Here is a 12,147-nt window from a genome sequence, read left to right on the forward strand (position 1 = left end):
CCTTACTCCCCTTACTCCCTTACTCCCCTACTCCCCTACTCCTCTACTCCTCTACTCCTCTACTCCTCTACTCCTCTACTCCTCTACTCCTCTACTCCCCTACTCCCCTACTCCCCTGTTCCCGATCGGCGGGAACGTCTCCGGCGTCGCACCGTTGTTCGGGCGTTATGGAGATACGCGGGTTCCTGTTGTTCTGGTCCATCTTGGCCGCCGTCATGGCGGCGCTCAGCCTTGGACCATCCTTCGCCCATGTCCTGGAATCGGCTCCTCGGCTGACGAAGTGGTCACCTTCTCTCTGGCGCGAGACGACTGTCTTCAAGGCCCAGTTCCAGCTGTTTGCCGTCATTGGCGCGCCACTGGACGTGGCCGCGATCGGCTGTCCGGGACTTCTCGCATGGATGCTGCGCAATGACCGTCCGGCGTTCTGGTATGCGTTGGCCGCTGCCGTGCTCTATGCGGTGTCTCTTGCGATGTGGTTTGCTCTCGTCAAGCCGGCGAACGATATTCTGGCCACCTGGGTGCCTGGACCGATCCCGGAAAATTTCGAAGCGATCCGACTGCGCTGGGAAACCGGCCATATGATCGTCGCCGGCTTCAAGGCCGTCGGTTTCGTATCGCTGATTGTCGCCCTGCTTTGGATCAGGCGCGGCTGACCGTTTCGGAAATGTCCAGCGACCGCGTTTGTTGCACCGGTGAAGGTGCTGTGGCAGAAGCGGGCCAAGTCGCCCCGGAGATGCTCTTCTTGAAACCTTTTCGCGACAAACGCCGCGACAGCCGCTCGCATCAGCTCGCAAAGGGCGGGGCGGAACAGGCGCCGCGCGCAACCGGCACAGCATCGGGCAACCGCACCGCGCCGCGCGTCCTTTCCCGCCGCGACGGCGCCCTGCCCGCCGAACACCTGCCGCTGATCCTCGAAGTGGCGCCCAACGCCAACTATGCGCTGCTCGACAGCGGCGCCGGTCAAAAGCTCGAGCAGTACGGGCCCTATCGCATCGTCCGGCCCGAAGGCCAGGCGATCTGGCAAAAAGCGTTGCCGGCCGAAAACTGGGACCGCGCCGACGCCATTTTCACCGGCGACACCGACGAGGAAGGCATCGGCCGCTGGCGCTTCCCCAGGACGCCGCTCGGCGAGACCTGGCCGATGAAGCATGACGGCATCGACTATCTCGGCCGCTTCACCTCGTTTCGCCATGTCGGCGTCTTCCCCGAGCAGGCCTCGCACTGGGACCACATGGCCGGGCTGATCGCGGCGGCGAAGCGACCGGTCAAGGTGCTGAACCTGTTCGGCTATACCGGCCTTGCCTCGCTGGTGGCGGCGCGCGCCGGCGCCGAGGTCACCCATGTCGATGCGTCCAAGAAGGCAATCGGCTGGGCTAGGGAGAACCAGGAGATGGCGGGCTTGTTGCAAAAGCCGATCCGCTGGATCATCGACGACGCGATGAAATTCGCCGAGCGCGAGGAGCGCCGCGGCGGCCGCTACGACATCATCCTGTTCGATCCGCCCGCCTATGGCCGTGGCCCCAAGGGCGAGGTCTGGCAATTGTTCGAGGACCTGCCTGATCTGACCAACCTCTGCCGCTCGATCCTGACGCCGAAGCCGCTTGCTGTCGTGCTGACCGCCTATTCGATCCGCGCCTCCTTCTTCGCCATCCACGCCTTAATGCGCGACACTTTCGCAGGCATGGGCGGCACGGTCGAATCCGGCGAACTGATCATCCGCGAGAAATCCGCCGGCCGGGCGCTGTCGACGTCGCTGTTCTCGCGCTGGGTGGCCTGATGAGCGAGCGGCACGCCGGCGCGCCAGGGCAGGTGAAAGAGGTCACCAGCCTCGCCAATCCGTTGATCAAGGACATCAAGGCTCTCGCCCTGAAGAAATTCCGCGACCAGCAGAACGCCTTCATGGCCGAGGGGCTGAAGCTGGTCATCGACGCGCTCGACCTCGGCTGGTCGATCCAGACGCTGGTCTTCGCCAAAGCCGGACGCGGCAACGCGGCAGTCGAAAAGGTCGCGGCGCGCACGGTTGCCGCCGGCGGCACCGTGCTCGAAGTTTCCGAAAAAGTGCTCGTCGCCATCACCCGCCGCGATAACCCGCAAATGGTGGTCGGCGTCTTTTCGCAGAAGTTCCTGCCGCTGAAGGACATCCGCGTTCGAGACGGCGACGTCTGGGTGGCGCTCGACCGCGTGCGCGACCCAGGCAATCTCGGCACCGTTATCCGCACCGTCGATGCCGTTGGCGCCAAGGGCGTCATACTGGTCGGCGAGACCACCGATCCTTTTTCCGTCGAGACCGTGCGCGCCACCATGGGCTCGATCTTCGCCGTGCCGGTCGCCAAGGCGACGCCGGACGCCTTCCTCGCGTGGCGAAAAAGCTTTCCTGGCCTCGTTGCCGGCACACATCTGAAAGGTGCGGTCGACTACCGTTCGGTCGACTTTTCCAAAGGCCCGGTGCTGCTGATGATGGGCAACGAACAGCAGGGCCTGCCCGACAGCCTAGCCGAAAGCTGCGACAGATTGCTGCGGATTCCACAGGCCGGCCGGGCCGATTCGCTCAATCTCGCGGTGGCCACCGGCATCATGCTGTTCGAGATCCGGCGCGGCGCGCTGAAATTTGCCCCGGAGGACGCCAGACCGTGACATCCCAAATGGTGAAATCCCAAACGGCAAAATCGTGGTTACCCTACATCCTGCTGGTCGCCGCCGCGATAGCGCTCGACCAGTGGGTGAAATATCTGGTCGAGACCGGCCTCGCCTTCCAGGAAAAGGTCGATCTTGTGCCGTTCCTGGCATTGTACCGCACCTACAACACCGGCATTGCCTTCTCCATGTTTTCATCCTTCGGCGACACCGGCCTGGTGGTCATCGCCGCTTTCGTCGTCGCATTCGTGCTCTATCTCGCGGCCCGCACTCCGCCCGGCCACGTGCTTACCCGCATCGGCTTTGCGCTGATCGTCGGCGGCGCGCTCGGCAATCTGCTCGACCGCGCCACCCATGGTCACGTGATCGACTACATCCTGTTCCACACCCCGGTATGGTCCTTTGCCATCTTCAACCTCGCTGATGCCTTCATCGCGGTCGGCGCGGTGGTGGTCGTCTTCGACGAACTCATCGGTTGGCGGCGCGAGGCCAAGCCCTCAAGCGATTGACCTGGCCTACTGCCGCCATACAGTGGCCATTCGAAAAGCCCGAGGAGAAGACATGCCCGAAACCTTCAAAGCCATCCTCGTTTCGCGCGATGCCGAGAAGAAGCAGTCGGTCGCGGTGACCGACCTCACCGAGGCCGACCTGATGGAAGGCGATGTCACCGTCGCCGTCGAGGCGACGACGGTGAACTACAAGGACGGCCTCGCCATATCAGGCAAGGCGCCGGTGATCCGCCGCTGGCCGCTGGTGCCGGGCATTGATTTCGCCGGCACCGTCATCTCGTCTTCCCATGCCGACTGGCGCAAGGGGGACAAGGTCATATTGAACGGCTGGGGCGTCGGCGAAACGCATTTTGGCGCCTATGCCGGGCGCGCCCGAGTCAAGGGAGACTGGCTGGTGCCGCTGCCTCAGGGCATGAGCCCGCATGATGCCATGGCGATCGGCACCGCAGGCTACACCGCCATGCTTTGCGTCATCGCGCTGGAACGGCACGGCATCGTGCCCGATCGCGGCCCGGTGGTAGTGACGGGCGCGGCCGGCGGCGTCGGCTCGGTCGCGGTCTCGATCCTGTCCAGCCTCGGCTATCATGTCATCGCCTCGACCGGCCGCAGCGCTGAAAGCTCCTACCTGATCGACCTGGGTGCTGCGGAGGTGATTTCGCGCGACGAGCTTGCCCAGCCGGCAAAGCCGCTCGCCAAGGAACGCTGGGCCGGCGGCGTCGACGCGGTCGGCAGTCACACGTTGGCCAACGTCCTTTCGATGACCTCCTATGGCGGCGCCGTCGCCGCCTGCGGCCTGGCAGGCGGCATGGATCTGCCAGCGAGCGTCGCCCCGTTCATCCTGCGCGGCGTTTGCCTGCTCGGCATCGATTCGGTGATGGCGCCAAAGCCGGTCCGCATGGAGGCGTGGCGCCGCATCGGCACGGACCTCGACCTCCAGAAGCTCGCCAGCCTGTCCACGACCATCGGCTTTGATGGCATCATCGACGCCGCGCACAACATCGTCGAGGGCAAGATCCGTGGCCGCGTAGTGGTGGATATGTGAGTTCTGGCGTCTGCCGTTTTGCACGAAAGAAAGGCAAAAAACCGCGCGACCGATAAAATTCGAACGATCCGCCGCAATTTTCCATAATCTCTGTCTGGCAAGGGTTTCCGCATGGTCACGGAATCCGCCATCGGAGAAACGGAGAGCGCCGAAAGCGTCGACGCGATCGGCCCGGAGGCGCCAAGGCGGCAGCATATCGCAGCGCCGCCACTGGCGCCCGAACTGCCCGCCGCCAATCGCGAAGGCCTGCCATTCCTGACGCTCGTCGCCATCGTCATGCTGGCAGGGCTGTCGCACCTGACCGGAGCGCCGATCGTCATCACCGTTGGCCTTTTGGCGACTGGCATGGCCGGTCTCGCCGTGCATCTGCGTGCCAGGCGCACGGTGCGTCGCACGGTTGCCATCCTTGGCGAGACCGCAGCTCGCAGCCGCGCCGAGGTCGAGACCCTGGCCGACCGCATGTGGGAGATGCAGGAGAGCGAGGAACGCTTTCGCGGGCTGATCGACGCGCTTGGCGATCTCGTCGTCCACCGCGACCGTGACGGCCATATCGTCTATGCCAACAAGGTTTTCGCCGATCTTGTCGGAGCCGACCAGCGCGATCTTGCCGGTAGGGCCCTGGCCGAACTCGGCATCGACGTCGGCATCGTTCCCGATGCCGCTTTTTCCGTCCACGAATGCCTGAGCTCCACCGACGTCGCCATTAGCACGCCGATCGGCCCGCGCTGGTTCTCATGGATCGAACTGTCCGTGCGCGACAAGGAGAGCGGCGCCGTCTCGCATCGCGCCATCGCCCGCGACATTACCGCCCGCAAGCACGCCGAATCGTCGCTGATCACCGCCCGTGAGCGAGCCGAATACGCAAGCCAGGCCAAATCGCGCTTCCTCGCCACCGTCAGCCATGAGATCCGCACACCGATGAACGGCATCATGGGCATGGCCAGGCTGCTGGCGGACACCAATCTCTCACCCGAACAACGGACCTATGTGGGCGCCGTCTCGACCTCGGCCAGCGCGTTGCTGGCGCTGATCGAAGATCTGCTCGACTATTCCAAGATCGAGGCCGGCCGCTTCGATCCCGAACCGCAGCCAATGTCGGTGCGCGAGATCGCCGACAACATCGTCGAACTCTTGGCGGCGCGCGCCTTCACCAAGAATATCGGCCTTGGCTGCCATGTCGAACCCGACGTGCCGCAGATGATCACCGCCGATCCAGGAAGGGTCAGGCAGGTGCTGCTCAACTTGATCGGCAACGCGATCAAGTTCACCGACAGCGGCGGCGTATTGGTGAGCATCGCTCGTGCCTGCACCGAAACCACCGACCGCATATGCTTCACCGTCGCCGATACGGGTCCCGGCCTCCACGAGGACGATATGGAGCGCATCTTCGAGGAATTCGAACAGGCCGATGGCACGTCGACCCGCGCGCATGGCGGCGCCGGGCTCGGTCTTGCCATTTCCAAGCGCCTGGTGATCGCCATGGGCGGCACGATTTCGGTTTCGAGCCGGCTCGGCCAAGGCTCCGAGTTCGTCTTCGATATCCCTGCAATATCGGCCACCGAGCCGCCGCAGACCCGCCAGAATGCGCTGTCAGGGCAGCGCGCGGTGATACTGTCGAAGAACGCCATCGAAGCCGACGCCATCGCCCGCACCATCCGTGCCAATGGCGGCATGGTCGAACTGGCCGCGACCGACGCCCAGGCAGCGTCCTTCGCAGAAGGCTGCGACGTGCTTCTGGTCGATGCGGCCATGGAGGAGGGCGACGGCAGGTTGTTAAGGCGCCTTCGCCAGAGCGGCTTTGCCGACTGCGAGGCGATCACGCTGATCGCGCCGACCGACCGCGGCATGCTGGGCGAGTTCCGCGCCAGCGGCTACGCCACCTTCCTGGCAAGGCCGGTGCGTGGCGAGACGCTGTTGCGCGTGCTTTTGACCAGCAACGTACCCGCCCTCACCCAGCCACAGCCGGAAAAGCGCGGCGCACCATCGGTCCGCGCCATTGGCAACCGCCAGCAGGGCCTGTCGGTGTTGATCGCCGAGGATAACGACATCAACGCCATGCTTGCCCGCGCCACGCTTCTGAAGGCCGGGCATCGCGTGAAAGTGGTCGGCGACGGCAAGGCCGCCGTCGAGGCCGTCACTGGCACCGGCCACAACCACCGCTTCGACGTGGTGCTGATGGACCTGCACATGCCTGTCATGGACGGGCTGGACGCCATCGCCGCCATCCGCCGGCATGAGGAGGAAACCGCCGTGGCGCCGGTTCCGATCATGGTGCTGTCGGCGGACAGCCAGGAAAAGACCCGCCACGCAGTGCTTGCCCACGGCGCCAGCGGCTTCGTCACCAAGCCGCTCGACCCCGACGCGCTTGTCGATGCGGTCGAGGGCCAGGTGGCCGCGTGATCCGCCGGCTGTCCTTCCTGGCTCCCGCCGCGTAACATAGCCGGTTGAAGGATTACCCAGCCGACGAAGTATTGCCCGCAGCACCGTATCACGGTACTGTCACAATCCTGTTGCACCTACACCGTATCCCCGTGCCAAGAGGGATGGCTCGAAGGAGAATCACTCGTGCATACAGTTATGCCGGAATGTGACGCTCGGCCGAACGCTAGCGGTGCTTTGCTCACCGGGCGGAACGTCGATGCCGTCACAAAAGGCGAAGCGCTCGGCCGTATCGGCAACCTCGAAGTGCGGCTCGCCCGCAACGAGGCCGAGATCGCCGCCGCGCAGGAAGTGCGCTACCGGGTGTTCTATGACGAGCTTGGCGCCAGGAAGAACCTGTTCCAGGTGCAGGATCGCCGCGACGCCGACCATTTCGATCCGCTTTGTGATCATTTGCTCGTCTTCGACACCTCGCTGTCCGGTCCCGAGCATCGCCGCATTGTTGGCACCTACCGCCTGCTGCGGCAGGAAATCGCGGCAGCGGCCGGCGGCTTCTATTCCGAGGGCGAATTCGAGCTGACCAATCTTATCGCCCGCCACCCCGGCCAGCGTTTCCTCGAGCTCGGCCGCTCCTGCGTCTTGCCGGAATACCGCTCGAAGCGCACCATCGAGGCGCTTTGGCAAGGTATTTGGGCCTATATCAACCATTACGGGATCGGCGTGATGACCGGTTGCGCTTCGTTCCACGGCACTGTGCCGGCGGCACACGCCGAAGCGCTGACCTATCTCGCCCATCGCTGCCGGACGAATTCGGCCTGGGACGTGCGTGCGGTCGCCGGGCGCTATTGTTCCATGGATTTGATGCCGATCGAGGCGGTCAATGCCAAGGCCGCGATCGCGGCGATGCCGCCGCTGGTCAAGGGCTATCTACGCGTCGGCGCGCGCATCGGCGACGGCTGCGTCATCGATCGCGAATTCTCGACGGTCGACGTGTTCGTGGTGATGCCGGTCCAAGAGATCGGCGCCCGCTACGTCAACTATTATGGCGGGGAAGCCCAGCGCTTCGCCGCTTGAGATTCCAGCGAGTAGCGAGTAGCGGGAGTTCCTCCAATTCGCTGCAGATTGTTATCGCTACCCGGTCTCATTTCATGGAATATCTTCCGGTCGCCGACCAGGCCTGCTCTTGTAGGACGGAAAGGCCCAGCCGAATTTGAGCGCGCCGCCACGCACGCAGAAAGCAGCCATGAAGCCTGCCAGGCCCGAGGCCAGCGGGGGCAGCCCGGCGAAATCGCCGAGCGTGTAGAGAGCGGCGCCTGCAAGTGCTGCGGTAACGTAGATCTCCGGTCTCAACAGCACTGAAGGCTCCCCGGTCAACAGATCGCGAAGAATGCCGCCAAGGGTGGCGGTGAGCATGCCGGTAACGATCGAAACCGCCGGCGAGCCGGTGATCGCCAGCCCCTTGGCCGCGCCCATCACCGAAAAGGCGGCGAGGCCGATGGCGTCTAGCCAGAGCAGCAATTTGTAGCGGGATTCGACACGGTGTGCGCTGAAGAAGACCAAGACCGCCACCGCCGCGCAGATCAGCACATAGTCGCGGTTTCCGACCCAGAACACCGGCACGTTGAGGATGACGTCGCGAAACGTGCCGCCACCGATGCCGGCGACGCTGGCCAGGAACAGGTAACCGATAATGTCGAGCTGTTTGCGCGAGGCGGCCAGCGCACCGGTCGCGGCAAAGACGGCGACGCCGGCATAGTCGAGAAGCTCGATTGGGTTCAAGGACATGGTGGAGTAAGGGAGTGGGTGAATAGGGGAGTATGAGTAGCATGAAGCCGCACGATTGCTACGGCTCCTCTATCAAGTCCCTTACTACCCTACTCCCTTACTGCCTAATCACGCATCCTTCTCAGCTTGCTCATTCACCGGCCCTGGCTCGACCGGCGCTTCACCAGCCACATGCTTGGGACCGCCCTTGGCAACGCCGACCATGGCCGGCCGCAGCACCCGCTCGCCGATCGAATAGCCTGGCTGCACGACCTGGACCACGGTGTTGGCCGGCACATCCGGATTGGGCACCTCGAACATCGCCTGGTGGAAATTCGGGTCGAATTTCTCGCCTTCCGGCTCGAGCTTCTTCACCCCGTGCCGCTCCAGCGCCGATAGCATGGCGCGTTCGGTGAGCTCGACACCCTCGATCAGCGCCTTGAAGCCGGCATCGCCCGCCGCCTTGGCCTCAGCCGGAATCGCATCCAGCGCGCGGCGCAGATTGTCCGACACCGACAGCATGTCACGGGCGAAATTGGCGACGGCGTAGGCACGCGCGTCGTGCACATCGCGGGCGGTACGGCGGCGCAGATTCTCCATCTCGGCCGCGACGCGGAGCGCGCGGTCCTTCAACTCGTCGTTTTCCTTCAGCAGCCGCACAAGCGCCTCGTAGTCGCCGTCGACGCTGCCTTCCGTATGTTCGGTAGCAGCCCCGGTAGTCTCGGCTTCATCGGGCGCGCGTTCGTCTTTTGCCTGGTCGCTCATCGCCATTTCCCGTCATTTCGAATGGTGTGGATTTTGTGCCCGATATCGAGGTTTGTCGGCCAAAAATCAAGTGGCAAGCGATACCGGAGGGGCCGCTGGCGGTTCGACGACGCATCATGAAGACCTTTCGATATTAATTCAAATTTTACTGTAACCGCCGGCTTTGCTTGCCAAGATGCTGCGTTGGGGGAACCATTCGTCTGCTGGAAGAGTTTCGAAGCCGATACAGGATTTTGAGATGATGACCCGCAACGACGGCGACCGTAACAAGAATGGCGCCCGCAACAATGACGAAAGACGTGAAAGGCTCGCGGCCGGCATCAGGCGCCAGTTCAGCACCGAGGCAACGATGCGCTTTCTGCGTGCGCTGCCGGCGTTCCGGACGGAGAACGACATTCCCGATCGTTTCAGGGAATTGCTCGACCGCCTGGACGGCATCGAGAGCAGCGTAGCCGCCCGTGGCCCCCGGCGGTAGACCAACACATTCGTCGGTCGTTGCGTGCCGCCGAAAGTATGCCCTCCCACATTGCAGCACCTTACGCGTCGCGCGACAATTACCCGCAGTAACTTGGCGTGATCCCTGCCTTGCGGCGACGGAATGGTCTGTCTATGCTTCCTGATGAACATGATTTCCCCCGAAGCTGTGGCGAACAGCAAACGTGCCTGGTTGAAGATCCTGGCGCGCTACAAGAAACCTGACAGGCGGCGCAGCGCCGTCGAACTTGCCATCACCCTCATTCCCTTTGCCACGCTGTGGGCACTGTCCTCAGTTGCTTATGCCCATGGTCATTGGTGGGGTCTGATCCTCATACTTCCGGCCGCCGGCTTTCTGGTGCGGATCTTCATGATCCAGCACGATTGCGGCCATGGTTCCTTCTTCGCCAACCGCACCGCCGACGACTGGATCGGCCGCGGCCTGGGCATCCTGACCTTGACCCCCTACGATTGCTGGCGACGTGCCCACGCAACCCATCACGCCAGCGCCGGCAACCTCGATGAGCGCGGCACGGGCGACATCAGGACGCTGACTGTCGCCGAATATCGGCAAATGTCCTGGCGGGGCCGCCTTGCCTATCGTCTCTATCGCCACCCGCTCGTCATGTTCGGCCTCGGCCCCATTTGGCTTTTCATCTTTGAGCAGAGACTGCCGGTCGGCATGATGCGAGGCGGCCTCACGCCCTGGGTGTCATCAATGGCAACCAACGTGGCCATCGCGGTCGCCGCCGCCGCCCTCGTCTGGTTCGTCGGCCTCGAAGCGTTCCTGGTTGTCCACTTACCCATCGTCGTTCTGGCCGGTTCCGCCGGCATCTGGCTGTTTTACGTCCAGCACCAATTCGAGGAAACCGAGTGGGCAAAGGACTCCGAATGGGAGTTTCAGCACGCGGCCCTGCACGGCTCGTCCTATTATGACCTGCCGCCGGTGCTGAACTGGCTCACCGGCAATATCGGCGTGCATCACGTGCACCACCTCTCCGCCAAGGTGCCGTGCTATCGACTGCAGGAGGTCCTGAGGGACTATCCGGAACTGCGCGAAATCGGCCGTGTCACGCTTCTCGACAGCCTGCGCTGCGTCAAGCTGGCGCTGTGGGATGAGAGCCGCAGCAAACTTGTGTCGTTTCGCGAAGCGCGGATGACTGCGTAAACGCATGACCCGAAAATCGAAATCGATTTTCGGAAAGGATCATGCGTAGAATCAAAGTGCTACAGCGTCCTTTGCGCGTCCCAAAAGGACGCGCGGCGCTGTAGAGCCGCCGCACGACAAATGCGGCGGTTCCCAAGCCCTTGCTCAAGCCGCCTTGCGTTCGTCGCGCATCAGGATCTCGCCGTGGCGGATCTCGGTGCCGAGCACCTTCAGGCATTCGCGCATGAAGGCGGCGAGGCCCGGCCAACCCTTGGCCGATACCAGATTGCCGTCGACATGGGCGCCGGTCGGCGCGACATCGATGTAGGTGCCGCCGGCGAGCGTGACTTCCGGCTCGCAATACTGCAGCGCCGCGACTTCCCTGCCACGCAGCACGCCGTCGACCGCCATCAGGATCTGCGCGCCATGGCAGATGGTGAAGATCGGCTTGCCGGTCTCGTGGAAATGCCGCACCAGCGCCTGCACCCGCTTGTCGATACGGATATATTCCGGGCCGCGCCCGCCCGCCGCATAGACGGCGTCGTATTCGACCGGGTTCACCTCGGAAAAGGTCTTGTTGAGGATGTAGTCGTGGCCGAGCTTTTCCGTATAGGTCTGGTGGCCCTCGAAGTCGTGCAGCGAAGTCTTCAGTATGTCGCCCGCCTTCTTGTCAGGGCAGACGACATGGACAGTGTGGCCAACCGCATGCATGGCCTGTTCAAAGACGAAAATCTCGTATTCCTCGCTGAACTCGCCAACGAGCATCAATATCTTCTTACCAGCCATTCCGGTTCCTCCCTTAGCGGCGATATTTATTTCGGCGCACGAAATAATGAGCCTATCCTAAGGGCAGGACACCGAAAATAAAAGACTGAATCTGCAAGGTGGTCCGACCAGATGCGGCGATCTGCCCGGCGCAGGCGATCAGCCGGCGCGCACCCGCCGCCAGGAATATTTAGGGCCTTTGGCCTCCGGCCTCTCGGTCGGCTGATAATACAGCGGCAGACCGCCGGTGCGGCCTTCCTCAAGCCGTTTCAAAAGCACCGGATGCGACACTTCGAATTCGTCGAAGCCGAGGCGCAGCATATGCGGCAGCTGGTCGACCAGAACTTGCCCGGTTGCGCGGACCGCGCCCTCGAAATGGTAGCGGCTGCGCAGCAGTTCTCCCTTTGAGAAGGAACGGCCGTCACTGAAAGCCGGGAAGGCCAACGCCACCAGCGATATCTGGTCGAGCAGGTCGGCGATCTTTGCGAGCTGGTCGCCGGGCTGAAGCAGGACGCCGATGCGTTCCTTCGCCGACCGGCGCACCGCCGGGTCGAGGTCGAGAAACACCTGCAGCGGCAGGATGAAGCGGCCATTGCCGGACAGTGCGTCGGCACTTTCGGCATGGGTCCACTCGTCCTCGCGAAAACCCTTCGGGGTCCAGAGGCGGG

Annotated in this window: 13 protein-coding genes; 9 read left to right on the forward strand and 4 right to left on the reverse strand. The window is 63.4% G+C overall.

The annotated features are described in order from the left end of the window. The first annotated feature begins 167 nt into the window (after positions 1-167). The 7 genes from EOA86_RS06360 to EOA86_RS06390 all read left to right on the forward strand — a co-directional run bounded on the left by EOA86_RS06360 (position 168) and on the right by EOA86_RS06390 (position 7,638). A complete protein-coding gene (locus EOA86_RS06360; RefSeq protein WP_029348184.1) occupies positions 168-653 on the forward strand; it encodes a hypothetical protein in 486 nt (161 codons plus the stop codon). An 89-nt stretch (positions 654-742) separates the two neighbouring features. Continuing rightward, on the forward strand, positions 743-1,777 hold the full coding sequence (locus EOA86_RS06365; RefSeq protein ID WP_128341025.1) for a class I SAM-dependent rRNA methyltransferase: 1,035 nt from the start codon (positions 743-745) through the stop codon (positions 1,775-1,777). Then, entirely contained in the window at positions 1,777-2,634 is an 858-nt protein-coding gene (locus EOA86_RS06370) for an RNA methyltransferase (protein WP_128341026.1), read from the forward strand. Before EOA86_RS06365 ends, EOA86_RS06370 begins: the two co-directional genes overlap by 1 nt. Before the next feature lie 8 nt (positions 2,635-2,642). After that, positions 2,643-3,143 (forward strand): signal peptidase II, encoded by a 501-nt coding sequence (lspA, locus tag EOA86_RS06375; RefSeq protein ID WP_128341031.1) that lies wholly within the window; start codon positions 2,643-2,645, stop codon positions 3,141-3,143. A 52-nt stretch (positions 3,144-3,195) separates the two neighbouring features. Continuing rightward, entirely contained in the window at positions 3,196-4,185 is a 990-nt protein-coding gene (locus EOA86_RS06380; RefSeq protein WP_065010141.1) for an MDR family oxidoreductase, read from the forward strand. A 111-nt stretch (positions 4,186-4,296) separates the two neighbouring features. Then, complete coding sequence (locus EOA86_RS06385; RefSeq protein WP_128341027.1) at positions 4,297-6,585, forward strand: PAS domain-containing hybrid sensor histidine kinase/response regulator; 2,289 nt, start codon at positions 4,297-4,299, stop codon at positions 6,583-6,585. Positions 6,586-6,750: 165 nt separating this feature from the next. Beyond that, on the forward strand, positions 6,751-7,638 hold the full coding sequence (locus tag EOA86_RS06390; protein WP_128341028.1) for a GNAT family N-acetyltransferase: 888 nt from the start codon (positions 6,751-6,753) through the stop codon (positions 7,636-7,638). 72 nt (positions 7,639-7,710) lie between these two features. Here EOA86_RS06390 and EOA86_RS06395 read toward each other — a convergent pair whose 3' ends face one another. Both EOA86_RS06395 and grpE read right to left on the reverse strand, forming a co-directional pair. Further along, on the reverse strand, positions 7,711-8,343 hold the full coding sequence (locus tag EOA86_RS06395; protein WP_095520339.1) for a trimeric intracellular cation channel family protein: 633 nt from the start codon (positions 8,341-8,343) through the stop codon (positions 7,711-7,713). 114 nt (positions 8,344-8,457) lie between these two features. Continuing rightward, complete coding sequence (gene grpE, locus EOA86_RS06400; RefSeq protein ID WP_065010170.1) at positions 8,458-9,093, reverse strand: nucleotide exchange factor GrpE; 636 nt, start codon at positions 9,091-9,093, stop codon at positions 8,458-8,460. Between the two features lie 238 nt (positions 9,094-9,331). Here grpE and EOA86_RS06405 point away from each other — a divergent pair, with 238 nt between their 5' ends. Both EOA86_RS06405 and EOA86_RS06410 read left to right on the forward strand, forming a co-directional pair. After that, the gene (locus EOA86_RS06405; protein WP_128341029.1) at positions 9,332-9,568 is read left to right on the forward strand and encodes a hypothetical protein; all 237 of its coding nucleotides are present in this window, start codon (positions 9,332-9,334) and stop codon (positions 9,566-9,568) included. Positions 9,569-9,712: 144 nt separating this feature from the next. Next, positions 9,713-10,735, forward strand: a complete 1,023-nt coding sequence (locus EOA86_RS06410; RefSeq protein WP_127211877.1) for a fatty acid desaturase — start codon at positions 9,713-9,715, stop codon at positions 10,733-10,735. Between the two features lie 144 nt (positions 10,736-10,879). Here EOA86_RS06410 and EOA86_RS06415 read toward each other — a convergent pair whose 3' ends face one another. Together EOA86_RS06415 and EOA86_RS06420 are read right to left on the reverse strand one after the other, a co-directional pair. Continuing rightward, the gene (locus tag EOA86_RS06415) at positions 10,880-11,500 is read right to left on the reverse strand and encodes a DJ-1/PfpI family protein (protein WP_128341030.1); all 621 of its coding nucleotides are present in this window, start codon (positions 11,498-11,500) and stop codon (positions 10,880-10,882) included. A 138-nt stretch (positions 11,501-11,638) separates the two neighbouring features. Next, positions 11,639-12,147 (reverse strand): DUF934 domain-containing protein (locus EOA86_RS06420; RefSeq protein WP_164891588.1); only part of this gene is annotated, 509 nt, incomplete at its 5' end.

The organism is Mesorhizobium sp. M5C.F.Ca.IN.020.32.2.1 (assembly GCF_004023105.1).
GTDB classification, from domain to species: Bacteria; Pseudomonadota; Alphaproteobacteria; order Rhizobiales; family Rhizobiaceae; genus Mesorhizobium; species Mesorhizobium wenxiniae.

Coding starts and splice junctions, on each gene's coding strand:
- EOA86_RS06370 (WP_128341026.1), top strand. CDS start 1,777: ATGAGCGAGCGGCACGCCGGCGCGCCAGGGCAGGTGAAAGAGGTCACC.
- EOA86_RS06385 (WP_128341027.1), top strand. CDS start 4,297: ATGGTCACGGAATCCGCCATCGGAGAAACGGAGAGCGCCGAAAGCGTC.
- EOA86_RS06415 (WP_128341030.1), bottom strand. CDS start 11,500: ATGGCTGGTAAGAAGATATTGATGCTCGTTGGCGAGTTCAGCGAGGAA.
- EOA86_RS06410 (WP_127211877.1), top strand. CDS start 9,713: ATGAACATGATTTCCCCCGAAGCTGTGGCGAACAGCAAACGTGCCTGG.
- lspA (WP_128341031.1), top strand. CDS start 2,643: ATGGTGAAATCCCAAACGGCAAAATCGTGGTTACCCTACATCCTGCTG.
- EOA86_RS06360 (WP_029348184.1), top strand. CDS start 168: ATGGAGATACGCGGGTTCCTGTTGTTCTGGTCCATCTTGGCCGCCGTC.
- EOA86_RS06380 (WP_065010141.1), top strand. CDS start 3,196: ATGCCCGAAACCTTCAAAGCCATCCTCGTTTCGCGCGATGCCGAGAAG.
- EOA86_RS06405 (WP_128341029.1), top strand. CDS start 9,332: ATGATGACCCGCAACGACGGCGACCGTAACAAGAATGGCGCCCGCAAC.
- grpE (WP_065010170.1), bottom strand. CDS start 9,093: ATGAGCGACCAGGCAAAAGACGAACGCGCGCCCGATGAAGCCGAGACT.